The following is a 23,791-nucleotide window of genomic DNA, read 5'->3' as shown; positions in this document are numbered from 1 at the left end:
TGTAGCGACGGGGAGGGGGGCAAATGATGTAATATATTGATTATTAACTATTTTCGGTATTTCACCCCTTGTTTGCTGTCCGGAACCTCTTCAATGGAGTATAGCAAGAGCAATTTGCTGATAGGGAGCAGCAATTTGCTGTTCCGGGCCCCGTGAATGGGGTTGCTTACTGACAAATTGCTATAGGGGAGCAGCAATTTGCTGTTCTGAACCCCGTGAATGGGGTATAACAGGAGGAAATTGCGGTTAGGGAACAGCAATTTCCTCATAGGGAACCCCAATTTGCTCATGGGTAACTGCAATTTGCTGTCAGGTAACCGCAAATTGCTGCTCCCCAACCCCGGCGAGGCAGTAACGAACTTCAAAAGGCGGTAAAAAAACCCGGGAAAGGGAGTAAATAGCTGCATTTACTCCCCCTGGAACTGGAAAATGCTCCCTCTTGGGTACAAACAATGGGTAAAAGGCCGCAAAAGGCTACTATTTTACTGGAATGAAGAGGTTATTTTGTATATGCACGGGGTTTATAACGCCTTGTAACCCGGTGGCCAACCTTTAGCCACTCCTTGAAGAACAGGGCGGTTATCGCTTCCATTTCTTTGGGGGTGGGTGGATTGTCCTTTTTCAGCTTTTCAAAATATTCGTTCACTGTCCAGCCCAGCCTTTTGCATATCTTCAGCCGCAGGGCTATGCCCATATCCCCGATCAGGTATTGTATAAAGGCCAGCGAGTTGGAGAGCGGAGCATCGCCCCAGGTACGGATCATCCGGTCATTCAGTTTCATGGGAATGGCTTTTGGGAATGGATAATGCTTTTTTGCAACGGGTGGTGAGCGCCAGCAGGTCTTGCGCCAGATCAGTGGCAATTTTGAGCATGGTCATTATATCTTCCCGGCTGCATTGTTCCGGGCATTGCAGGTAGCACGCATACCAGTTGGCGGTCCATTTGCACTCGCTTTGTACAAAGTCTTTGAAGTTTTCAGGGAGCTCATGGACTCGTGTGTGCAGTTCTTTAAATACGGGAGGGGAAACGGGCTTGGACATATGGATTGGATTTTTGGAGCAATGGAATAAAAATTTCAGAAGGAAAGGTTTAAATGATGCTTATGTAAGCCGGAAATTTTGATAAAGATATAACTTTCTGCGATAAAAATGTAGAATTCTACATTTTTTCTGCAAATAATTTTCTCCATTTTTCCTAAGTGGAAACATCAAAAGATATATTACTCCAGTTGGGAGAAAGCATAAAAGCCATCAGAAAACAAAAAGGGCTGACACAAGTAGATATAGAAGCTAAGACTGGTATAGATGCCGGCGATCTTAGCAGAATTGAAAGTGGCCAGGTAAATCTCACCTTTACAAAACTCGTCAAACTGGCGGCTGTATTAGGCGTTCAGTTGAATGAGATATTTACAGTAACAGCTAAAAATTGACAGACTACAGATTGAATTTTCTTCGTTCTTTTTCACATCTTGTTATGAACATAGCATAAAAGATGGCCGATACATACAAAAAAGCATTGATAGCATTTGGGAAAAATGTTCGTCAATTAAGAGCAGACAAAAAATTGAGCCAAAGAGAATTAGCTGCATTATGTAATATTGACCATGCTGATATTAGCAGGATTGAAAATGCAGAAATGAATATAAAGTTTAGTAGTATAGTTCAATTAGCTGAAGCATTAGAGGTAGAGATTGAATATTTGTTTAAGTTTGATCATTAAATATACAGTTATGGGCGCACCTTCCTTAAACCAGCAAATAAATGATTACCTTGAACCGCTTAACTCAAGGCAGAAGAAAGCTATTTTAACGATTGCTAAAACCTTTGCTGAAGAACAGGAAATAATAGAATATAGCGAAGCATTTAAGCAGGAATTGGATCACAGGTACGAAAGTTATAAAAGCGGCGAAAAACTTATTAGCGAAACAGAAGCAGATAAGCGAATCAAAAAAATACTAAAAGCCGGGAAGCGTAAATGAGCTATACAATTGCATACCAGAAAGTAGCTATAGAGGAATATGAATCGGCTATTGAATTGAATGGTACGCGGAACGAAGTGAACAGGCAGCTAACAATTTTATAATAGCAATACGGGAAAGGTTAGATATACTTCACAGTGAGCCAGACCGTTATCGTAAAACGTACAAAAATTTCAGAGAGATTACGTTAAAGAAATATCCTTATAGTATTGTATACCTAATCAATGAAATTGATAAAGTAATTGTCATCTCTTCCATATATCATCATAAACGAAGCCCCCGTTATAAGTATAAAAAAGAATAACATTTCCATGTTGTGTCAATGGGAAAGCTACACCCTCGCAGAAGCATTAGGCGTTACCCCTTGCGATTTTTTTGATTGTTAGTTTTAAAGACCTGACAGGTCTTTGGCTGGACCGGTACGTCTCAGCCTTTACCGAGCAATTTTGCAAAAGCAGCCGGGGAATAAACGGGCAGTGTTGGCAAGGCTTTTTTAAGCAAGCCTTCATCCCTGGAAATAAATATTTCCGTTTTGTAATGAAGAGCAGTATAATACTGGAGCGCATCCTCAATGTCGCTCCAGCCCGCACTCATGGCCTGGACAATAACATCGTGACTGGTATCTAATACCCGTACATCATTCAGCAGGGCTAATACTAACTTTTGGGTTTGCAGGGGGCTCAGTATCTTTTTTAAGATATGGGCTACGATGTGAATGATAACGGGGCTGGTAAATGCCTGGTGTTCGCCACGGACAATACTTTCAAAAATCACTTTGGCTGGTTGATATCCTTCCGGTCTTTTTAGAATATAGTCCAGGATAACATTTGCATCCAAAAAGAGCTTATAAGCCATGTTCCCTCTCTATATCTTTATAGTATTCGCTTACCAGGTCCGTCTCCGGGGGAAGTACCGGTGTATCCATACGCTCAACGATATCAACAATAGATTTTCGTTTAACAGGCTGGGTAAGCCGCTCAAAATAAGACTCCACCAGCTCAGATAAACTTACATGCTGTCTGGCTGCATACATCTTCATGCGCTGAAGCAGGTTTTCTTCTATAGTAAGGTTCAGTCTTGTCTTCATAAAGCAAATATACGCATATTTTCATAAAATACGCATAACTGTTCCCTGTTTTCTCAACCACCATTTCCGTATTTTACAAATATTACCAAGTATGAAACAGTTACTCCTGCCATACCGGAAAGCCAGGTTGGCACTCAAGAATCATCTGGTGATGGCGCCCATGACCCGTAGCCGGACTATCCATAACATTCCGAACGACCTGATGGCCCTTTATGGGGCCATTGGCTCCGCGTTCGGCAATACGCTCATCCTGAATGGCGGCACTAAAAATTATAGCCGGCCCATGCCGGCTATAATCTCACACTAAATATCCAATCTATCGTTTCAAAAACCTGTCAGGTCTGTAATCTAATTCCATCCGCCGCCCAAGGCCCGGTAAATATTCACCACTGCGTTCATCTGCTGCATCCTGGTCTCCACCAGCTCAAACTTTGATTCCAGCGCATCCCGCTGGGTCATCAGCACTTCCATGTAATCGGCCCGGGCGGATTTGAAAAGGTCATTGGAAATGGTGATGGACTGCGTCAGCGCCTGCACCTGCTTTTCCTTCAGGTCATAGCTGTTTTCCAGGTTGCTGATCCTGGCCAGTTGATTGGCCACTTCCACGTAGGCGTTCAGTATGGTGCGCTCATAATTATACACCGCCTGTATCTGCGCGGCATTGGCGCTGTAGTAAGCGGCTTTGATCGCGTTCCTGTTCACCAGCGGCGCCACCAGGTCCCCGGCCAGGGAGTAGAACAAGGACCGGGGCGTTTCCACCAGGTAAGCCGGGTTGAACGCCTGGTAACCGATAGACGCGGAAATGCCCAGGGAAGGATAGAACCGGGCCCTGGCCACTTTCACATCCAGCTTGGCGGCCGCCAGCTCCAGCTCGGCCTGCTTAATGTCAGGACGGTTGGCGAGCAGTTGCGCGGGAATACCGGCATGGATAACCCCGGGCGTCATGTCAGCAAAGGTCTCATGGTTCCTCGGAATAGGCTGGGGATACCGGCCCAGCAGGAAATTGATCCGGTTCTCCGTTTCCGTGATCTTTTGCTGGATATCATACTGCAGGCTCCGGGTGCTGAGCACCTCCGCTTCAAACTTGCGCACCGCCAGCTCGGTCACCCGGGTAGCTTCTTTCTGCAGCTTTACGATCTCCAGGGCATTGCTTTGTATCCCGATGTTCTGCTTTACGATGTCCAGTTGGTTGTCCAGCGCCAGCAATTCATAATAGGAGCGGGCGACCTCCGCCACCAGGTTGGTGACCACGAAATTCTTTCCTTCTATGGTGGACAGGTACCTGCTGACAGCCGCCTTTTTAGCATTGTGCAGCTTATGCCAGATATCCACCTCCCAGGTAGCATAGGCGCCTGCCAGGTAATCCGGCAATGGGTCCGGCGTTTCTTTGCCGGGTTTAATCTCCACATTCTCTTCCAGGGCGCCGATGTTGGTGTAGCGGGCTACCTTGTCCAGGCCAGCCCCGGCTCTTACGCCTACAAAGGGTAGATATTCCCCCTTCCGGGCCCTCACCTCGTTCCGGGCGATCTCGATTTCCTGCAGGGTGATGTTCAGCTCCTGGTTGTTCTTCAGCGCCGTGTCTATCAGCGCCGCCAGGTAGGGATCGGTGAAATAATCCTTCCACTTTACCTGGGCGGTGTTCACGGTGTCCTGCGAGGCGTTGTAACCCGCAGGCACCGCTTTATTCTCCGTTCTCCCTGTTAAAGCAGGCATTTTGCAGGCCGCATAAGCCAGGGAGATACCGGCTATTCCTATGTACCTATATATCTTGTTTCTAAACATGATGATCAATTTCTTCAGTTAACGGATTCTCGTCTTCATCCCGGATGAGCTTGCGTTTTGCCGCCAGGCTGCCGAAGATGTAGTACAGGCCGGGAATAACGATCACCCCGAAGACCGTTCCGATCAACATACCGCCGGCAGAGGCGGAGCCGATGGTACGGTTGCCAATGGCGCCGGGGCCGGTGGCAAACACAAGCGGCACCAGGCCGGCAATAAAGGCGAGGGAGGTCATTAATATCGGGCGGAAACGGGTCTTTGCGCCTTCAATGGCGGCGTTGAGCACCGATGCGCCTTCGCGGTGCTTCTGCGCGGCAAATTCCACGATCAGCACGGCGTTCTTGCCCAGCAGGCCCACCAGCATTACCAGCCCCACCTGTGCATAAATATCATTGGCCAGGCCCATGGCCTTGATCAGCATAAACGCCCCGAAAACCCCGGCCGGCAGGGACAGGATCACGGCCAGCGGCAGGAAGAAGCTTTCGTACTGCGCGGCCAGGATCAGGTATACGAATGCCAGCACGATGAGGAAGATATAGAGCGCTTCGTTGCCACGCCCTACCTCATCTTTCGACAGGCCTTCCCAGTCAATGCCGTACCCGTGCGGGAGTGTTTTTGCAGCCACTTCCTGTATCACCCTGATCGCTTCACCGCTGCTGTATCCCGGCGCAGGCTCTCCCCGGATAGCAGAGGAGGTGTACATATTGTAGCGGGTGATCTCATTCAGCCCATGGCTCTTTTTAATGGACATGAAAGCGGAGTAGGGCACCATCTCATCACGGTCATTCTTTACGTACAGCTTCATCAGGTCGTCGGGCAGCCGCCTGTATTCCGGGGAGGCCTGCACATATACCTTGAAGAAGGTACCAAAGCGGATGAAACCCTGCTCGTAAGTACTGCCTATCAGGATAGACAGGTTGTCCAGCGCTTTACCGATGGACACCCCTTTCTGCATGGCCGCCTTGTTGTCTATCAGCAGCTCGTACTGGGGATAGTTGGCGCTGAAGAAAGTAAACAGGCCTTTCAGCTCCTTGCGCTGGCGCAGCGCCTCCATGAAGTCGTCATTCACCTTTTCCAGCTCCTTGTAATCGTCGCCATTGGTCTTGTCCAGCAGGCGCAGCGCGAAACCGCCTGCAGCGCCATAACCCGGCACGGCCGGCGGCCCGAAGAACTCGATGGTGGCGCCCGGTATATCCCGGCACTCCTCTTCCAGCTCGTGGATGATCTCATTCACATTATGCTTGCGCCTGGACCAGTCTTTCAGGTTGATCAAACAAGTACCGGCATTGGAGCCGCGGCCTTCGGTCAGTACCTCGTAACCGGCCAGTGCGGAAACGGATTGAATGCCTTCCACATGCTCCGCAATGGCCTGCACTTTCCGCGCGATGTCATTGGTCCTTTCCAGCGTAGATCCCGGGGGCGTCTGGATAATGGCGTAGATCATGCCCTGGTCCTCGCTGGGAATAAAGCCGGCGGGCAGTTGCTTGCTCAATCCGAATATGCCGAAGCAGAAGGCCAGCAATATACCGAAGGTGACCACCTGCCGGTTCACGATCTTTTCCAGCAGGCGGGTATACCGCCCGGTCAGCTTTTCAAAGCCCCTGTTAAACCAGGCAATGAATTTATCTACCGGTGATTTTTTCCGCGGCTTCCCATGGTTATTCTTCAGTATCATGGCGCAGAGCACCGGCGTGAGCGTAAGCGCCACCAGGCCGGAAAGCACGATAGAGGTAGCCATGGTAATGGAGAACTGCCGGTAGAAGATGCCCACGGGGCCGGACATAAACGCCACCGGGACAAATACCGCCGCCATTACAAAGGTGATGGCCACAATGGCGCCGCTGATCTCGTGCAGCACCTGCTTGCTGGCCTGGTAGGGCGAGAGGTGCGTTTCCTCCATCTTGGCGTGCACGGCCTCAATCACCACGATCGCATTGTCCACCACGATGCCGATAGCCAGCACCAGCGCAAACAGCGTGATCAGGTTGATGGTGAGCCCGAACAACTGCATGCAGAAGAAAGCCCCCACCAGGGACACCGGTACCGCCAGCGTGGGGATGAGGGTGGAGCGCCAGTCGCCCAAGAACAGGAATACCACGATGGCCACCAGCACAAAGGCTTCGCCCAGGGTATGCAGCACTTTCTCGATAGAGGCATCCAGGAAACTGGAAACGTCGTAGCTGATCTCATAGTCCATTCCCGGGGGGAAGGAGGTTTTCAGCTCCTGCAGCTTGGCCTTTATGCTTTTGATCACCTCGCTGGCGTTACTGCCCACGGTTTGCTTCAGCACGATGGCCGCGGAGGGATGGTTATTCAGGTTGGAATAAATATCATAGAATTCGCTGCCCAGCTCCACATCTGCAACATCTTTCAGGTACAGCACTTCTCCATTAGCGCTGGCGCGGATGATCACATCTTTATATTGCTCCGGCTGGTTGTACCGTCCCTGGTAGGTCAGCACATATTCCAGCGCTTCCGAGCGCTTGCCGTCACTTCTGCCCAACCTGCCGGGCGAGCCGATCACGCTCTGGTTGGCCAGCGCTTCCATTACTTCATCCGTGGATACGTTGTAGGCCCGCATCCGGTCGGGCTTCAGCCAGATGCGCATAGCGTATTGCCGGCTGCCGAGTATCTGCGCCTTACCTACGCCCGGCACCCTCCGGAGCTCATTCAGTACGTTAACATTCGCATAGTTGTAAAGGAACTTTTCGTCGGCCCCGGGGTCTTTGCTGTAAACATTCACATACATCAGCATATTGGGCTGCAGCACGTTCACCACGATACCTTCGCGCTGCACCAGCACCGGCAGGCGGTTCGTTACCTGCTCGATCCTGTTCTTTACGTTTACTACTGCCTGGTTGGGATCGGTGCCCAGGTCAAAAACCACCTGTATATTGGCCTCACCGGCGCTGGTAGCGTCGGAGGTCATATACTTCATACCCGGCACCCCGTTCACCGCCTTTTCCATGGGGATCAGCACGGATTTCACCAGCACGTCCGCGCTGGCGCCGGGATAAGCTACCGTTACCTCTACCCGGGGAGGGGCAATGGACGGGAACTGCGAGGTGGGAAGGGTATTAATGGCCAGTAAGCCCATGAAAATAATGACAAGTGATATCACTATCGCAAAGACCGGCCGTTTCATGAATATATTGAACATGTTTCCTGCTTTTTTGAGACTTTACTTTATTCCGTTGGTAACTTTAAATGAGCGATTACCGACCTGGGCTCCTCGTAGTCAAAGGATATCTTGTCATTATTTTTCACTTTCCGCAAACCTTCCAGCAATATCTTCTCATTTGCGGCCAGCCCTTCCTGCACTACATACAGGTCCGGCATTTCGGCGCCAATGGTAATAGGTCTCAGCTTCACCTCGTTATTTTTATCCACTACAAAAACATATTTCTTGTCCATGATCTCAAGCGTGGCTTTCTGCGGGATCACAATGGCGTTTTTCAGCGGCACTTCCATCAGTATATTGCCGGTTTCTCCATGCCTTAACAGTTTGTCGGGGTTAGGGAAAGTGGCCCTGAAGGCGATATTCCCGGTCTCGTTATCAAACTCGCCTTCAATGGTTTCCACCACACCGGGCTGTTTGAACACCTGTTTATTGGCCATCAGCAGGCGCACCGGCAGCTTTCCCTGGTCTTTCACACTGGATCTGTAATTCAGGTATTCGGGCTCTGACACATTGAAGTACACCCACATGTGGCTGTTGTCTGAAAGGGTGGTCAGCAGGTCGCCCTCTTCTACCAGGCTGCCCAGCTTCAGGTGCAGGCGGTCTATGATACCGTCAAAGGGCGCTCTTATTTCCGTGAATGCCAGGTGCACTTTAGCCAGGGCCAGCTCCGCCTTTGCCTTTTCATATTTGGCATTGGCCAGGGCCAGCTCGTTCTGCGACACTACATTGCGGTCTGCCAGGGCTTTGGTGTTCTGTGCCTCAATTTCGGCTGCTTTGGCCTCGGCCGCTGCTTTCTGCATTTCGGCCTCGTAGATCCTGGGCATGATCTTGAACAGCAATTGCCCGGCCTTTACAAACTGGCCTTCGTCCACGAAAATGCCCTGCAGGTAGCCCTTTTCCTGGGCTCTTAGTTCAATGTTACGGATGGAGCGGATCTGGCACACATATTCCCTGGTGTAGGCCGTATCCATCTTCACCGCGCTGGTCACAAGAAATTTGGTGGGCGCTTCTTTTTCTTCTTCTGTTGATTTGCAGCTTGTATAGCACAGCAAGGCACACAAGCCCATGAGCATGAGAATTCTTTGCATAGTATTTTTAATAAGTGCATAACATACCCGGCCGCTATAGCAGCAAGCTATACTGGCGGTACGGTCAATAAATAATGATGGAAAAGTCAGGCAATGTCCGTTGCCTGTAAGGGATGTAATATCAAATCCGGATCACCCGGTGGATGATAAACTTATAAGGGGCCGAATAGGAAAAATGCTCGCAAAAGGGGAGGTGGTTTTCAGCATCGCAGGAGATGCGCCCGGGGGCCTGTTCAAAGAAGGTAACACAGTAAGTGGCGGTTTTTGCATACTTCCTGGAGGAAGGCGATTCATCATCATCCTCGCTTTCCGTCACCGCCATGCTGTCACTGAACTTCTCCGTGGATGAAGCGGTCTTGCGGACCTGGGCCTTATCATTCCGTACAGCAGAGCAGATGCGGTTATGGCAGGTAAGCACATACCCGCCCAGTAACAAAAAACAACATGCCAGCAAATATCTGATAAACAATCTCATCATCCGGCTTCAAAAATAATTTGAAGTTTATTAACCATGTACTGTTATAAATTACCTTCCAAAATACACCGGAAAAAACAAAGCTTTCCCTTGCGTGGAAAGCCATCATACATCCTGGCCATTTGCCGACCTGCGTCACTACCGGGCTGCACCTGGTGGCAAGATTTGTAAAATTAGCAGGAATGACGGCAATGTGCAAACGGTTTTCAGAATTTAAGGTGTTTTTAAGGTGGCTTTTCTTTAGTAATTTAAATGGCCTAAGGTATAAATAACGAAATGGAACAACTTATCCTCACCCCGTCACAAGCCAGGAAGATCATCCTCCATGCCGCGGGATTATCCAAACGCGCGCAGTTCGGAAAGGGCATAGAAGCGGTCTATAAGCTCATAGACCACCTGGGCTTTATCCAGGTAGATACGAATTATGTTGTAGAGCGTGCGCACCACCATACCATTGCGGCCCGGGTGCCGGACTATCAACCGGAATGGCTGGACGAGCTGCAGGCGGACGGCAGGATATTTGAATTCCTGACCTCCGACTCGGGGTATATTCCCATGCATAATTTCCGCTACTCGCTGCCCGTGAAGCAGGGTTTTTTATCCGCCCGGAAACCGCTGACGCCCCCGGAGATCAATCTTATGAACAAGGTACTGGACAGGATTGCACGCGAAGGGCCGCTGATGGTAAAGGATTTTGATAATGACCGCCAGGAGCCCGGTTCAGGGTGGTGGGACTGGCGGCCGTCCAAAGTGGCGCTGGAGCGCCTGTACCTGGATGGAAGGCTGATGGCCACGCGCACAAGGGACTTTCAGAAGGTATATGACCTCCCCATTAATTTAATCCCGGGTGATATCGATACCACCATGCCCACACCGGAAGCATTTGCCCGGCACGTGATCCGGCGGGAATTGCAGGCCCTTGGCATTGCCTATGCCAAGGAACTGGCCTGGCGCGCCCGCCGCGTAAAAGATAACCTGGTAAAGAAGGAGCTGGAAAAACTTGCTGACGAAGGCGAAGTGTGCCGGGTGGCGATTGAAGACCGGAAAACCGCGCCGCTCTATATGTTGCCTGCTTATAAGAACAAAAAGATCCAACTGTCGGATGATGTATTTATCCTGTCCCCCTTCGATGTGTTAAATGTTTTCCGGCACCGGTTAAGGGATTTTTTTGATTTCGATTACCAGGTAGAATGTTTTGTACCGGCAGCTAAGCGGAAATACGGGTACTTTTCATTGCCCGTGCTGGCCGGCGATACTTTTATTGCGAGGATGGATGCAAAGGCCGACCGGAAACAAAGGGTACTGATCGTCCACAATTTTCACTTTGAGCCGGTGAAGCTAAGCCAGCCCACCCTCGCCAGGACCGTGGATGCCCTTAAAGTGTTTGCGGGATTCAACCAGTGCCGGGAGATCGACATTAAAAAATCCAATAATAAACAGTATATCAAGGCGATAAAGAACAGCCTTTGACAACGGCTCCTGTCTTTCAGTGAGCGCTATTGCCGCCCCGCCCGTTCCTTTTCATAAAGCCGGTGGGGGACATACCGAATTGCCGGAAGAAAATGCGGTTGAAGTGGTTGGGCGAACTGAACCCCGTAATATTGGATACCTCAAACACCCTGTACGTGCCCTCCGCCAGCAGTTCCGCAGCCTTCTTCAGCCTGGCCAGGTTGATCAGCTCATGAATAGTAAGATTGGAGATCGCTTTTATTTTACGGTATAACGTAGAGCGGCTCATATTCAGCGCTTCCGCAAGAAATTCACCATCCAGTTGCAGGTTGTCGAGGTGCTGCAGGATAATGTCATTCAACTGTTCCAGGAAAAGCTCGTCCGCCTTGCTGCCGGCCATCGTTTTTATATGCGCCAGCGGCGAATGGGCAAAGTATTCCCGGATCATATTCCGGTTCGCGATCAGGTTTGCCACCTGCACTTTCAGGTGCCGGGGAGAGAAAGGTTTATCGATATACGCATCCGCACCCAGCTCCAGCCCTTCGATCCTGGACATCAGCGTATTTTTTGCGGTGAGCAGGATAACCGGGATATGGCAATATTCAAGGTTCGATTTGATCATTTTACAAAATTCAAATCCGTCCATTTCCGGCATCATCACATCGCTGATCACCAGTTGCACCGCAGCGGTGGCCAGCACCTCCAGGGCCTTCCGGGCATCCGTTGTCTGTATAACATCATATTCCGCTCCCAGGATTTCCTGTACAAATTCAAGGATCTCTTTATTGTCGTCTACTATCAGGAGTGTCGGGCGCATGGCATTAAAAAGATTTTTTCTCTACAGAGCTGAGCCTGAATTCAATGTTTTGATGTACCGGCAACCTAAGTACAAATATGTTCATGTTGCTGTCTGCCTGCTGTAGCTCCAGCACGCCGTTGTGCAGTTGCGTGAGCGCGCGGGACAGTGAAAGACCTATTCCAGACCCGGGTTGTTCCGTTGCGCGGATGCGGAAGAAAGGCTCGAAGATCTTTTCCCGCAGCGTCCAGGGGATCAATGCTCCATCGTTACCCACTTCTATGCGAAACATACCCGGCTCCCCGGAAGGAGGCAATACCCGCACCACCACTTGTTGGGCGGCATATTTCACGGCGTTGCCGATCAGGTTGCTCATGATCTTGTGGAAGGCCTCGATATCAATGAAGGCGTGGAAACCTTTCTCCGGCAATTCAATGTTGTATGACAGGGACCTTTGCCGGGCAGCGGTTGCAAACGCCTGGTAGTTCTCCTGTACCAGCCAGGGCACGTGCGCCTTCACGAAACTGAGCGAAAAGCCCTGGTTTTCCGTTTTGCGGAAATCGAGCAACTGGTCCGTCAGCGCCACGAGCCGCTCTGTATTTCTTTCAATGCTTTGCAGGCTTTTTTTGATCCCCGGCTGCTCCCCTACCTCATCGATCACCATTTCCAGCGGTCCCTTGATCAATGTCAGCGGTGTGCGGATCTCATGCGCCACATTGGTGAAGAATTCGATCTTGGCCTTGTAGATCTCCTTCTCCTTTTCCTGTTCAAACAGCGCCAGCCTGCGTTTGTGCTTTTCTTTCTGGCGGCGGTGGTAGGCGCTCACCAGCGCGTAGATCAATACAAGCAGCAACCCGGCATATACAGCATATGCAAAAGGACTGCTCCACCAGGGCGGGGCAATCCGGATCAGCAGGCGCGTCTCCTCCCTGTTCCGCCAACTGCCGTCATTACCGGCCGTTCTCACCCGGAACGTATAATCGCCGGGAGCAAGCCCGGTAAAATACGCCTTGCGGTTGGCCGGCAGGTAGGTCCAGTCCTTGTCCAGCCCGTCCAGCCGGTAAGCATACTGCGTCATATCCGCTGCAATATAGGTGAGCGCGGCGAAGCCGATCGCGAAAGATGACCGGTCATATGCAAGCGTAACAGTATCCATGAAGGAGACCGAGTACGGCATCGTGGAACGGCTGATCGGGAGGTCCTGGTTATTGACCTGGAAGCTGGTGATGTATACGGGCGGACTGGCTTTATCCGGCGCCAGGAGATCGGGATCAAAACTGATCAATCCCTTTACACTGCCGAAATACAGCGTACCGGTGGAATCGCGGTAACCAGAGCTGTAATTGAACTGGTCTGTAAGCAGACCATGCGACCTGGTGTAGACCTTCCAACTGTTCTGCGCCGGATCATACCGCGCCAGTCCCTGTGATGTGCTGATCCAGAGCCGTTTGCTTTTATCCTCCAGCACCTTGTATACCATATTGCTCGGCAGGCCGGAAGCGGTGTTAAAGCGGGTGAAGCTGCGCCGGTCTTTGTTCAGTTTACATACGCCGCCTCCTTCCGTCGATATCCAGAGATGCTGGTCGCTGTCCTGGAAAATGCCGCACACGCTGTTACTGCCCAGGCTATTGCTGTCACCTGCATTATAAACGAAATTGCCTTTCTCTCCCGTCCTTGCATTGTAGTAATACAGTCCCTTACCGATGGTGCCGGCCCAGATAATGCCATCCCGGTCTTCATACAGGCAGAACACATAACTGTTCTCCGGGAATTCACGGGCCATTACAAAACGCCCGGTGCTGCGTTGATAGCGATAGATACCGTAACTCGTACCGAGCAGTATTTCCCCGGCCCGTGTTCTGCAGGCGGAGATAATGAAGTTCGATAGCAGTCCATTGGCAGCCGGGTCTGCATTATAGTGCCGCAAACGCCTGCCGGTATGGAGGTCCAGCACATCCAGCCCCTGCTGGAACGTTCCCACCCACAGCTCGTTTCCGTCTATCAGCAGCGCATGTATATTCGTGGAAGAAAGTGTTCCGGGTGCGGAGAAACGTGTTACCTCCCCGCTGGCGAGATCGAGTTTATTCAGCCCGGCATCTTCCGTACCTACCCACAGGTTGCCCCGCCCATCCGCGCACAGCTCTCTAATGGCGTTCCCGCTCAGGCTGTGCGGGCTGCTATTGCGGAAGTACTTCCTGAAATAGCTGTGACGGCTGTGATAATAATTTACGCCGCCAAAATAAGTGCCGCACCAGATGCCGCCTTCTGTGTCCCTGCAAAGGGCGTAAACCGCATTGTCTGAAATAGCGTAAGGGTTAGCGTCCTGCTGCCGCATATTTATGAAGCGGCCGGTTTCCAGGTCAACGATGTAGATCCCCGATTCCGTGGCGATCCAGTATTCATTTGCAGCAAACAGCAGGATGTCGCGCACATACACCGGCTTTTCCTGCACAGGAAGCCCCAGCAGCGGGCGGTAACTGCCATTCATGGGATCATAGCAGCTCAGGCTACGGATGGTGCCGATGAGGAGCAGCCCGGATGGTGTACAGTAGATCCGGTTCACCTCCCACAGCCGCTGCCCGTCCGCCGTATTCACGCAATGGAACACATCTTTTGCAGTATCATACCGGAAGATATATCCATCCACCGAGCAGGCCCACACCGTTTGATCTTTACTGATGCAGATGCCCGTGATCCAGAGGGATTGCGCCATACGAAGATCATAATGACGCGTGGTATGCTTCCGTTCATCATAACAATACAGCCGCAGATCTGATGTGAACCATATCTTTCCCTTACCGTCTGATTTAATATCGAGTATCTCACTGTCCCGCGTGGGGTCGAGTAATGAAAATATCTCCGTGCGGGGATCAAATTCATAGAGTCCTTTCCGGGTGCCTACCCACAAGGTCTGATGGATACCCTCCCGGATACTGTATACAAATTCCTTGGCATCCTGCTGGTTATCCTGCTTCATGTTGAAGGTCCTGAAAGCGCCGCCGTCAAAACGGTTGAGACCTTCCTTGGTGCCGAACCACATAAAGCCCCTGGCGTCCTGGAAAGCCGAGAACACCGTGTTGTTGGCCAGCCCGTCCTCCACCTGGTAATGACGGAAATAAACGGGCTGGCCATTAGCCGTAACGGCGCACAATAACAGCACCGTATATAAAATAAAATACCGCATTACCCCGTAAATGATCTTCCCAAAAATAGAGAAAACACCCGCAAAACGCCACCGCAGGGCAGCCGTGATACAAATTGAGAGAATTTTGATACGCAGTGTTAATCCCCTGATTTTTTTATCGCTTTAATTTGACCCGCCTGGTGCAGATCTGCCAAATGTAATATTCAACCAAAATATCTCCTAATAGCTAACCGTTATGAAAAGAAGCTTCCCTTTCCGGCCGTGTTGGATCAAAATGGTGGGCGCCACCTTTTGCCAACTGGCCATTGTATCCATTCCCTACCTGAACAGCGCTGCCAAACCGGCTTCCACGGTACTTTCCGGGAGCATGGCCGCCCATCCCTGGTACCAGCAGGTAAAAGTTTCCGGAACAGTCACAGATGAATCCGGCGTACCGTTGCCCGGCGTAAGCGTGCGGGTGAAAGGCGAAAGCGAAGGCACCGCCACCGATGCGGCGGGCAGGTACAGTATCAGTATGCCGGGCGGCTCGTCCACGCTCATTTTCAGCTATATCGGCTATACGCCGCAAGAGGTGGCAGCAGGCAGCAGGACCACTGTAAATGTACGCCTGGCCGCTACGGAAACCTCCCTCAATGCCGTGGTGGTAGTAGGATATGGCACCCAGAAGCGCGAACGCGTGACCACGGCTATTGCCAGCGTTAAATCCGGAAATTTTGTGAAAGGCGCCGTGCAGGACGCTGCCCAACTGGTACGCGGTAAAGTGGCCGGCCTGAATGTTATTACCCCGGATGCAAACCCTACCGGTACGGCGCAGATCAACTTTCGCGGCATCACCACGCTTACCTCCGGCACCGCTCCGCTGGTATTGATAGACGGGGTGCCGGGCACCCTTACCACAGTTGCGCCGGAAGACATCGAATCAATCGATGTGCTGAAAGATGGCTCCGCAGCGGCCATTTACGGTACCCGGGGCACGAATGGCGTTATCCTGATCACCACCAGGAAAGTGAATGGAGCAATGCCCCCTACCGTAGATGTGCACAGCTACGTGACCACGCAGCGGATCAGGAGAAGGCTGGACTTCATGAATGCCGCGGAATACCGTGAACTGGTGGCCCAGGGGAAGCCCGGCGCTTTCGACTACGGCGCCAGTACCGACTGGATGGATGAGATCACCCGTACGCCCGTTTCCCACGTACATAATATCAGCCTCCGCGGCGGATCGCAGCAAACCAGCTATATCGTCAACCTGAACTACCGCAATATGCAGGGCCTGATCCTGCGGTCAGACAACAATATGCTGTATCCACGCCTGGAAGTGACCCACCGCATGTTCAACGGCAAGCTGCGCCTCAATGCCAACCTGGGCGGCTACCAGCAGACCTTCTTTGCCGGCACGGACGGTAGCAGCTATCGCGGCGATGTGTATCGCAACGGCCTGACCTATAATCCCACCGACCCGGTGAAAGACGCAAACGGCAACTGGACAGAGCATACGGACAAAACAGCCTATGCCAACCCGGTATCCCTGCTGATGGAAACCGAGGGCAAGCACCAGCACACCAATTTCAGGACACTGGGCACCATCACGTATGCTCCCATCGAGGGCCTTGAGCTGAAGCTGCTCGGGTCGCGCGACCTGTACAACAGCGTGCGCGGCTACTATGAAAGCAAACGCCACTACTCCACCCTGCGCGATGGCAGGAACGGCTATGCTTCCCGCGGCACCACCCGCTCGGAAGAGAACCTGCTGGAGCTGACAGCCAATTATCAGCATACGATCCGTGATCACGACTTCACCGCGCTGGCCGGTTATAGCTGGCGGGAAACCAGCTACCAGGACTACTGGATGCAGAACTGGGACTTCCCCACGGATGATTTTTCCTACAACAACATTGGCGCCGGCCTGGCGCTGGCGCGTGGCGAGGCGCCCCAAAACTCCTACCAGAGCCGGAACAAGCTGGTGGGCTACTTCTTCCGCCTGAACTACAGCTTCCGGAATAAATACCTGCTGATGGCCAGTATCCGCCGGGAAGGCTCTTCCAAATTCGGCCGGAACAACAAGTATGGTAACTTTCCCGCGATCTCCGCAGGCTGGAACATCCGGAACGAAAACTTCCTGGAAGGCTCCAGGGTGCTCAGCGCGCTGAAGCTGCGCGGTGGCTTCGGCATCACCGGCACGGAACCGACCGATCCTTACATGTCGCTGAACCGCCTCAACTTCGATACCTACACGCTCATTAACGGGCAATGGGTGCAGGTGATCAACCCGGCAACCAATGCCAACCCCGACCTGCGCTGGGAGAAGAAGGAAGAAACGAACATCGGGGTGGATTTTGGTTTGTGGAACAACCGCGTGACCGGCTCACTGGACCTTTACCGGCGCGTGACCCGCGACCTGTTGATGGATTATTCCGTACCCACGCCCCCCTACCTGTACAATACCATCCGCGCGAACGCGGCTTCCATGGAAAACAAAGGCATCGAATTCCAGGTGAACATTGCAGCAATCGATCAGGAAGACCTGAAATGGAATACGGCTGTGAACTACTCCACCAACCGGAACAAACTGCTCTCGCTATCCGACAGGAATTTCCAGCTTGCCGCCGGTTATTTTGACGCGGGCACCACGGAAGAGCCCATCCAGCAGCCGATTGCCCGCATCCAGATCGGGCAGCCGATCGGGAATTTCTGGGGCTTCAAATCCATTGATATTGATGACCAGGGCTACTGGATCATCGAGGGCAAGGACGGCCATCCCAAACCAATTGCCGACCAGCAGGCAGATGACAAGCAGGTACTCGGTAACGGCCTGCCCAAACATTACCTGAATTTCAACAACAGCATCAGCTACAAAAACCTGGACCTGAACGTGACCATGCGCGGCGCTTTCGGATTCCAGGTACTGAACACGCCCCGCATGTTCTACGCAGCGCCGGTGATGCTCACCCGCGGCAACCTGCTCCGGTCCGCCTACGATAACATTTATGGCAAACGCCCGCTGGCAGATGATCAGTCGCTCAACTACGTGAGCTACTACATTGAGCAGGGCGATTACTGGAAAATAGACAACGTAACAATAGGTTATAACATCCCGCTGAAGAACACACCGATAAAGGCGCTGCGGGTATACGCATCCGGTTCCAATCTCATCACTTTTACAAAATATTCCGGGATAGATCCCGAGACAGGCGTTACCGGTCTTACACCGGGGCTGGACGACAGGAACCGCTATCCCGCCACCACCACCTATACATTGGGTGCTTCCTTCACCTTATAATTGAAAACTGATCATGAAACCGGGCATAATACATCTCCTAACACAAGGTCATGTAAATGCGAGGTTCCATCCGACTATAAAAAAATTAAAATACTAACGGATGAAACGCATAAAGCAATATATCCTGGCGCTCACCATTGCCCCGGCCATGCTGGGCGCCTGTAACAATGATCTCGACGAGATCGTGTACTCCGATGTAACCGAACAGAGCTACACCTACGAAAGCGCTACCGCTGCCATGGGTATCGTATACGCCAATATGAGGAGCCTGTTTGGCCATACCAATTTCTACATGGTACAGGAAACCACTTCGGATGAGCTGGTAATGCCGGCCAACCCTTCCGGGTGGGATGACGGCGGCATTTACAAAAGGATGCACCTGCATACCTGGAATTCGGAAAACCCGCAACTGCTTAATATGTGGAACGCGCTGTACCGCGGCGTGACCAATGCCAACCGGGTGATCGCCCAACTGGAGTCCGGCAGGGTGCCCATATCCGCTGGCGAAACCCAGGCATCGCTGATAGCGGAAATGCGCGCCGCCAGGGCTTTTTTCTACTGGCTGATCTGCGACAACTTTGGTGATGCGCCGCTGGTGACCACTACGGCTACTGATCTGCCGGAGAAGGCCACACGAAAGCAGCTATACGACTTTACCGTAGCCGAGCTGACGGCCGCCATGCCTGACCTGAGCGGGGAAACAGGCAGCCCGATGCACGGGCGCTTCAACAAATGGGCGGCCAAAGCGCTGCTCGCCAATATTTACCTCAATGCCGAAGTGTATACGGGGGAAGCGAAATGGAGCGACTGTCTCCGTGAATGCAATGACATCATCGGCTCCAATCAGTACTCCCTGGAAGCGGATTACCACGATGTGTTCATTACGCAGAATGAGGCTTCGCGGGAGATCGTATTTGCTATTCCTTTCGATGAAAACCGCGGGGGCGGATTTTTTGTGGACATGTTCTCCTGGCATGCGGCGCTCCGCGACAAACGCGCGATGCAGGTAACACCCTGGGGGTCCGGCTCCGCGATGGGCGTATCCCAGTTCATTGATACCTATGATCCCGATGACAAGCGCCTGGCCAACACCTGGCTGATGGGCCAACAGTTTGCAATAGACGGGGTAACCCCGCTGAAGGGCTCCTATGATAAAGCGGGGCAAAACCTCGTGTTCACCAAAGATCTGCCCGATGGACTGTTTACCGGCGAGTCCGAAGGCTACCGGCAGAACAAGTTCGAGGTTAAAGTGGGCGCCCGTTTTGATCTCAGCAACGATTTTCCCTTTTTCCGCTATGCACAGGTGCTGATGATGAAAGCCGAATGCCTGCTGCGTGCCGGCGATGCCGGAGGCGCGGCGCAGATCGTATCCGATGTTCGCAGGCGCAGCTTCAGTGACCCGGGCAAAGCTACCGTTACCGGCGCCTCGCTGCTGGCCGATACCCGTTACCAATATGGCTATGTGGAAGATTATGCAATAGTGGACCCGGGTAATACCGATGTGGTGCCCTACGGCGGGTTCATGGATGAACTGGGATGGGAATTTGCCTGGGAAGCGCAGCGCCGCAGGGATAACATACGCTTCGGGGTGTTCACCAAAAAGAGCTGGCTCTCGCATCAACCGCAGGGCAACGACCGGACGGTATTCATGATCCCCCAGGCCGCCGTTAACTCCAATCCTAACCTTCAGTAACAGGTAATTTGAAGTAAATTAAGGAATGTTCATACCAAAATAGAAAATATGAGATCACTATTGATGCTGTCCGTTGTTTGCGCAGGATTCGTGTTACAAACAGCGGCACAGGAGAAAAAGAAAGGAACCGGTACAACGATCGAAAGCCGCGCGTCTTTGCGGCAGAATCCTTACAGGGAATTACCCCTCGGCGCTATCAGGGCCAGGGGATGGCTGCAGGAAATGCTGTTGCGGCAGAAAAGCGGGGCCACCGGCAACCTGGACAAGCTATATTCCGAGGTAATGGGTGAGCGCAACGGATGGCGGGGCGGCGATGGCGACCAATGGGAACGCGGCCCCTACTGGATCGACGGCTTGCTGCCACTCGCGTATATCCTGGATGATAAGGAGCTTATCGCCAAAATCCAGCCCTGGATAGAATGGACGATCAAAAGCCAGCAACCGGACGGCTACTTCGGCCCGTCAAAAGATTATGGCCCCGAGCCGGGCTTGCAGCGTGATCACAGCCGCGACTGGTGGCCGAAGATGGTAATGCTGAAAGCCCTCAAACAATACTATTCCGCCACCGGCGATCAACGGGTTATTCAACTGATGACGAATTACTTCCGTTATCAACTGAAAGCGCTGCCCTCCAAACCGCTGGATCACTGGAGCTTCTGGGCAAGATACCGGGGTGGCGATAACCTGATGATGGTGTACTGGCTGTATAATATTACCGGTGACGCTTTTCTGCTGGAGCTGGGAGAGCTGATCCATCAGCAGACCTTCGATTATACCACCGCATTCCTGGAAAGGGATATGTTAGCCACCCCGGGAAGCATCCACTGCGTGAACCTGGCACAAGGCATCAAGGAACCGGTTATCTACTACCAGCGCCACCCGGAACAAAAGTACCTGGATGCCGTGAGGATCGGCTTCGCAGACCTTCGTAAGTTCAATGGCATGGCGCACGGGCTGTATGGCGGCGATGAAGACCTTCACGGTAACAATCCTACCCAGGGCTCGGAGTTTTGCTCGGCGGTAGAAATGATGTTCTCGCTGGAAAGCATGCTGGAGATCACCGGCCAGGTAAGCTTTGCGGACCACCTGGAGAAGATCGCCTTCAATGCATTGCCCGCGCAGGCCACGGATGATTTTATGCACCGCCAGTATTTCCAGCAGGCCAACCAGGTGATGGCTACCAACAAGATGCGGAACTTTCACACCAACCATGCCGGCACCGATCTGTGTTATGGCCTGCTCACCGGTTACCCCTGCTGCACATCCAACATGCACCAGGGCTGGCCAAAATTCACGCAAAATCTCTGGTACGCTACAGCCGATAGCGGCCTGGCCGCACTGGTGTACGCTCCCAGCGAAGTGAAGGCCACGGTAGCCAACGGCGTAAGTGTGACTTTCAAAGAGGAAACCAATTATCCTTTCCGTGAGGACATCCGGTTCACGCTCACCATGGCCGGCAAAGCGCGTTTCCCCTTTCACCTGAGGATACCTGCCTGGTGTAAAAATGCATCCATCCGCATCAACGGCGAAGCCTGGAAACAGGCGGAAGGCAACCAGGTTGTGAAGATAGAACGGGATTGGAAATCCGGCGACGTAGTAGCGCTCACCTTGCCGATGCACATCTTCACGAATACCTGGCACGAGCGATCCATTTCCATTGAGCGGGGCCCGCTTACCTATGGACTGAAGATCGGCGAGGAAATGAAGCTGGTGAAAAATCCAAATCCTCCCGGCTCATATGGTGGTGAGGAGTTTTATGAAGTCCGCCCCACTACCCCCTGGAATTACGGACTTATCGAAACCGGCCGCGACCAGATGGAAGCGCAATATAAAGTGGAGCAACGCGACACGGTGAGCCAATACCCCTGGAACCTGGAGAACGCGCCGATCAGCATCCGGGCAAAAGCCAGGCGTATCCCTTCCTGGCAACTGTACAATGAAATGGCAGGGCCGCTGCCCTATAGTATGACGTACATGCTGGAGTCCGCAGACGAAGAAGAAGAGATCATGCTGGTGCCCTATGGTTGTACGAATCTGAGAATATCACAGTTCCCGGTGGTGGACAGGCGGTGATCTGCATTATTTATTTTATATTTACCTGGTAAAGATCCTGCGTGAAGATTAAAGCCGCTATATTGTTCCTCTGCCTGCTTACCTACATAGCAGAACTGGTAGCTTTGCCGGCATATTGTATGCCTGCCTCTGAAGAAGCATCGCCATGCGCAGCGAAAACACCATGCGGCAGTACGTGCCAAAAACCCAGGCAGGAAAAAAAAGATAACACTGAAGAAAGCCAGCGCGATTGCTATTTAAACTGCCCGCTTTGTTATGTTATGACGCTGCCCGGCGCTGTGCTTCCAGGCAAATGCCCAATAGACGTTAAAAAGGAATACACACTATATTCCTCTTCTTACCTTTTCATCTTTTGCGCTACTACCTGGAAGCCTCCGGACGCGTGCTGACACATATCAGCCATTCTTTTGAAATCAATTTTACTTTCATTTAAATCAATAATATGAAAAAGGCATTCTTATTGGCTGCAGCAATCATGTTGCTGGGCGGTTCCGTAGCATTCGCAAACGGCGAACCCAAGGATAAAAACAAAGGCAGGAAACCCGCTTGTACGGAAAATACCTGTTGCAAACCTTGTCCAAAACCTTGTCCCAGGCCTTGTGCGCCGGCAGGCTGCGATAAGAGCAAATGCAGTAAAGGATAAAACCCCGAGGTTTTATCATACGAAAGCCCCCGTTAATGCGGGGGCTTTTTCAATGGCTTTTACCTTGCTTCCCGAAATAAGTATAGTCCTGTGAGTTGGAGATGGTTGATAGAGTTACTTCCCGATACAGAAATTAGATAATAGTTACATTCAACTATAAATCAAATTTTTACAACAATTCTAATAAACAAAAGTAACAAATGAGTAACAGAGATTACAGTAATATCCGTAAATATTCCGAATCAAATCAATACACCAAAAAAGGGAAAATCTCACTGCAATAAAAGAAAAACATTTACGTTCAAATGACAAATTTATCAACCGTTGATATTTATATAATTTGAAACAGGATACAGTCTCCTTGAATTTCTCCATTCGATCCTTTGAACCAACGTTGCCCATTATGGCAGACAGTTTAACTTAAAAGGCTTTATTGTAAGTTACCCCCAGTTACTCAAAAGCTTTGGGAGTACTAGTTGTACACCCTTCGATAATGTTCACGTTACCTGAACATTTGCTGGATATTATCACCATTTATGTCAATTTTGAAGAAAATATTCCGCAAACAAAATTATTGAGTTGGGAAAAACAATCAACAAGAATATTAGAAAAGCCAGGCAAAGGAAAAGATGACGAGGTCATGGGTGGGCATTTTGACGTAGTGGTGAATAAGGGAAAAGCGTATATATTTCATTTCACTCATCCAAGAAGAAAAAAGCATGCGCCGGCGCCATGGAATTCATTTGATAATAAACGAAGTGTGATACAATTAGCCGAACTGAAATATGTTAATGGAGAAATAGTCTGTGATCGTGATGAACCGGTTTCTATTCAGCTAAAATAACTTGCAGAGAACGCTAACAACTTTTATAGTCATCATTTTATAATGAAGCAGTTGGGAGGAAGGGGGCAGAAAATACTTACGCCGTTTCCCTGGGGAAATGCGGAAACTATAAAGCATATTACAAATCGTGCCTTATTGAAGCATTAGTTAAGGTGGGGCAGGTGTTCTATAAAAGTACAAGTGAAAGCGAAGTAAATATCGTAAGTAGCATCCGTATATAATATCCGTATATTGCATCTGTTGGGAAATTTCGGACGGAGAAGGTAGCCTTTCAACTGGC

20 protein-coding genes are annotated in these 23,791 nt (G+C 51.3%); 10 read left to right on the top strand and 10 right to left on the bottom strand.

Translation table 11 applies throughout. The features are described from left to right. Positions 1-499: 499 nt before the first annotated feature. Positions 500-781, bottom strand: a complete 282-nt coding sequence (locus LX66_RS09640) for a hypothetical protein (protein WP_145712411.1) — start codon at positions 779-781, stop codon at positions 500-502. Continuing rightward, positions 768-1,040, bottom strand: coding sequence for a hypothetical protein (locus tag LX66_RS09635; protein WP_145712408.1), 273 nt, complete (start codon positions 1,038-1,040; stop codon positions 768-770). Before LX66_RS09635 ends, LX66_RS09640 begins: the two co-directional genes overlap by 14 nt. 158 nt (positions 1,041-1,198) lie before the next feature. On the opposite strand from LX66_RS09635, the gene LX66_RS09630 reads away from it, so the two are divergent. The 4 genes from LX66_RS09630 (at position 1,199) to LX66_RS28615 (ending at position 2,282) form a co-directional block, all read left to right on the top strand. Continuing rightward, a complete protein-coding gene (locus LX66_RS09630; protein WP_145712405.1) occupies positions 1,199-1,429 on the top strand; it encodes a helix-turn-helix domain-containing protein in 231 nt (76 codons plus the stop codon). Positions 1,430-1,491: 62 nt separating this feature from the next. Then, entirely contained in the window at positions 1,492-1,719 is a 228-nt protein-coding gene (locus LX66_RS09625) for a helix-turn-helix domain-containing protein (protein WP_145712402.1), read from the top strand. A 10-nt stretch (positions 1,720-1,729) separates the two neighbouring features. Beyond that, positions 1,730-1,978 carry a hypothetical protein gene (locus tag LX66_RS09620; protein WP_145712400.1) on the top strand — a complete coding sequence of 83 codons (249 nt, stop codon included), beginning with the start codon at positions 1,730-1,732 and terminating at the stop codon, positions 1,976-1,978. A gap of 55 nt (positions 1,979-2,033) precedes the next feature. Continuing rightward, a complete protein-coding gene (locus tag LX66_RS28615) occupies positions 2,034-2,282 on the top strand; it encodes a type II toxin-antitoxin system RelE/ParE family toxin (protein WP_145715616.1) in 249 nt (82 codons plus the stop codon). 122 nt (positions 2,283-2,404) lie between these two features. On the opposite strand, the gene LX66_RS09610 is transcribed toward LX66_RS28615, so the two are convergent. After that, positions 2,405-2,833, bottom strand: a complete 429-nt coding sequence (locus tag LX66_RS09610) for a type II toxin-antitoxin system VapC family toxin (RefSeq protein ID WP_145712398.1) — start codon at positions 2,831-2,833, stop codon at positions 2,405-2,407. Then, positions 2,823-3,065 carry a DUF6364 family protein gene (locus tag LX66_RS09605; RefSeq protein ID WP_145712395.1) on the bottom strand — a complete coding sequence of 81 codons (243 nt, stop codon included), beginning with the start codon at positions 3,063-3,065 and terminating at the stop codon, positions 2,823-2,825. Before LX66_RS09605 ends, LX66_RS09610 begins: the two co-directional genes overlap by 11 nt. 91 nt (positions 3,066-3,156) lie before the next feature. Here LX66_RS09605 and LX66_RS28350 point away from each other — a divergent pair, with 91 nt between their 5' ends. Next, entirely contained in the window at positions 3,157-3,372 is a 216-nt protein-coding gene (locus LX66_RS28350; protein ID WP_211366148.1) for a hypothetical protein, read from the top strand. A 41-nt stretch (positions 3,373-3,413) separates the two neighbouring features. Here LX66_RS28350 and LX66_RS09595 read toward each other — a convergent pair whose 3' ends face one another. From LX66_RS09595 to LX66_RS09580, 4 genes are all read right to left on the bottom strand, one after another. Beyond that, positions 3,414-4,847: a TolC family protein gene (locus LX66_RS09595; protein WP_145712393.1), complete on the bottom strand. Its 1,434-nt coding sequence runs from the start codon at positions 4,845-4,847 to the stop codon at positions 3,414-3,416. Further along, a complete protein-coding gene (locus tag LX66_RS09590) occupies positions 4,840-8,004 on the bottom strand; it encodes an efflux RND transporter permease subunit (protein WP_145712391.1) in 3,165 nt (1,054 codons plus the stop codon). Before LX66_RS09590 ends, LX66_RS09595 begins: the two co-directional genes overlap by 8 nt. A gap of 26 nt (positions 8,005-8,030) precedes the next feature. Continuing rightward, positions 8,031-9,113 (bottom strand): efflux RND transporter periplasmic adaptor subunit, encoded by a 1,083-nt coding sequence (locus LX66_RS09585; RefSeq protein ID WP_145712388.1) that lies wholly within the window; start codon positions 9,111-9,113, stop codon positions 8,031-8,033. 121 nt (positions 9,114-9,234) lie between these two features. Then, positions 9,235-9,591, bottom strand: a complete 357-nt coding sequence (locus LX66_RS09580) for a hypothetical protein (protein ID WP_145712386.1) — start codon at positions 9,589-9,591, stop codon at positions 9,235-9,237. Positions 9,592-9,864: 273 nt separating this feature from the next. On the opposite strand from LX66_RS09580, the gene LX66_RS09575 reads away from it, so the two are divergent. Beyond that, positions 9,865-11,058, top strand: a complete 1,194-nt coding sequence (locus tag LX66_RS09575; protein WP_145712383.1) for a winged helix-turn-helix domain-containing protein — start codon at positions 9,865-9,867, stop codon at positions 11,056-11,058. Between the two features lie 16 nt (positions 11,059-11,074). Here LX66_RS09575 and LX66_RS09570 read toward each other — a convergent pair whose 3' ends face one another. Beyond that, a complete protein-coding gene (locus tag LX66_RS09570; RefSeq protein WP_145712381.1) occupies positions 11,075-11,854 on the bottom strand; it encodes a response regulator transcription factor in 780 nt (259 codons plus the stop codon). 4 nt (positions 11,855-11,858) lie between these two features. Beyond that, entirely contained in the window at positions 11,859-15,017 is a 3,159-nt protein-coding gene (locus LX66_RS09565; RefSeq protein WP_145712378.1) for a ligand-binding sensor domain-containing protein, read from the bottom strand. A 196-nt stretch (positions 15,018-15,213) separates the two neighbouring features. Here LX66_RS09565 and LX66_RS09560 point away from each other — a divergent pair, with 196 nt between their 5' ends. From LX66_RS09560 to LX66_RS09545, 4 genes are all read left to right on the top strand, one after another. Continuing rightward, entirely contained in the window at positions 15,214-18,258 is a 3,045-nt protein-coding gene (locus tag LX66_RS09560) for a SusC/RagA family TonB-linked outer membrane protein (protein WP_145712377.1), read from the top strand. Between the two features lie 100 nt (positions 18,259-18,358). Continuing rightward, entirely contained in the window at positions 18,359-19,951 is a 1,593-nt protein-coding gene (locus LX66_RS09555) for a RagB/SusD family nutrient uptake outer membrane protein (RefSeq protein WP_145712375.1), read from the top strand. A 48-nt stretch (positions 19,952-19,999) separates the two neighbouring features. Further along, positions 20,000-22,024, top strand: a complete 2,025-nt coding sequence (locus LX66_RS09550; protein ID WP_145712372.1) for a beta-L-arabinofuranosidase domain-containing protein — start codon at positions 20,000-20,002, stop codon at positions 22,022-22,024. Between the two features lie 1,136 nt (positions 22,025-23,160). Continuing rightward, positions 23,161-23,511, top strand: coding sequence for a glycoside hydrolase family protein (locus tag LX66_RS09545; protein ID WP_145712369.1), 351 nt, complete (start codon positions 23,161-23,163; stop codon positions 23,509-23,511). Positions 23,512-23,791: the final 280 nt, after the last annotated feature.

Source organism: Chitinophaga japonensis (genome assembly GCF_007830125.1).
Lineage (GTDB): Bacteria > Bacteroidota > Bacteroidia > Chitinophagales > Chitinophagaceae > Chitinophaga > Chitinophaga japonensis.
Note: the sequence above shows the minus strand (reverse complement) of the source record. Positions and strands in the feature narration are given on the sequence as shown.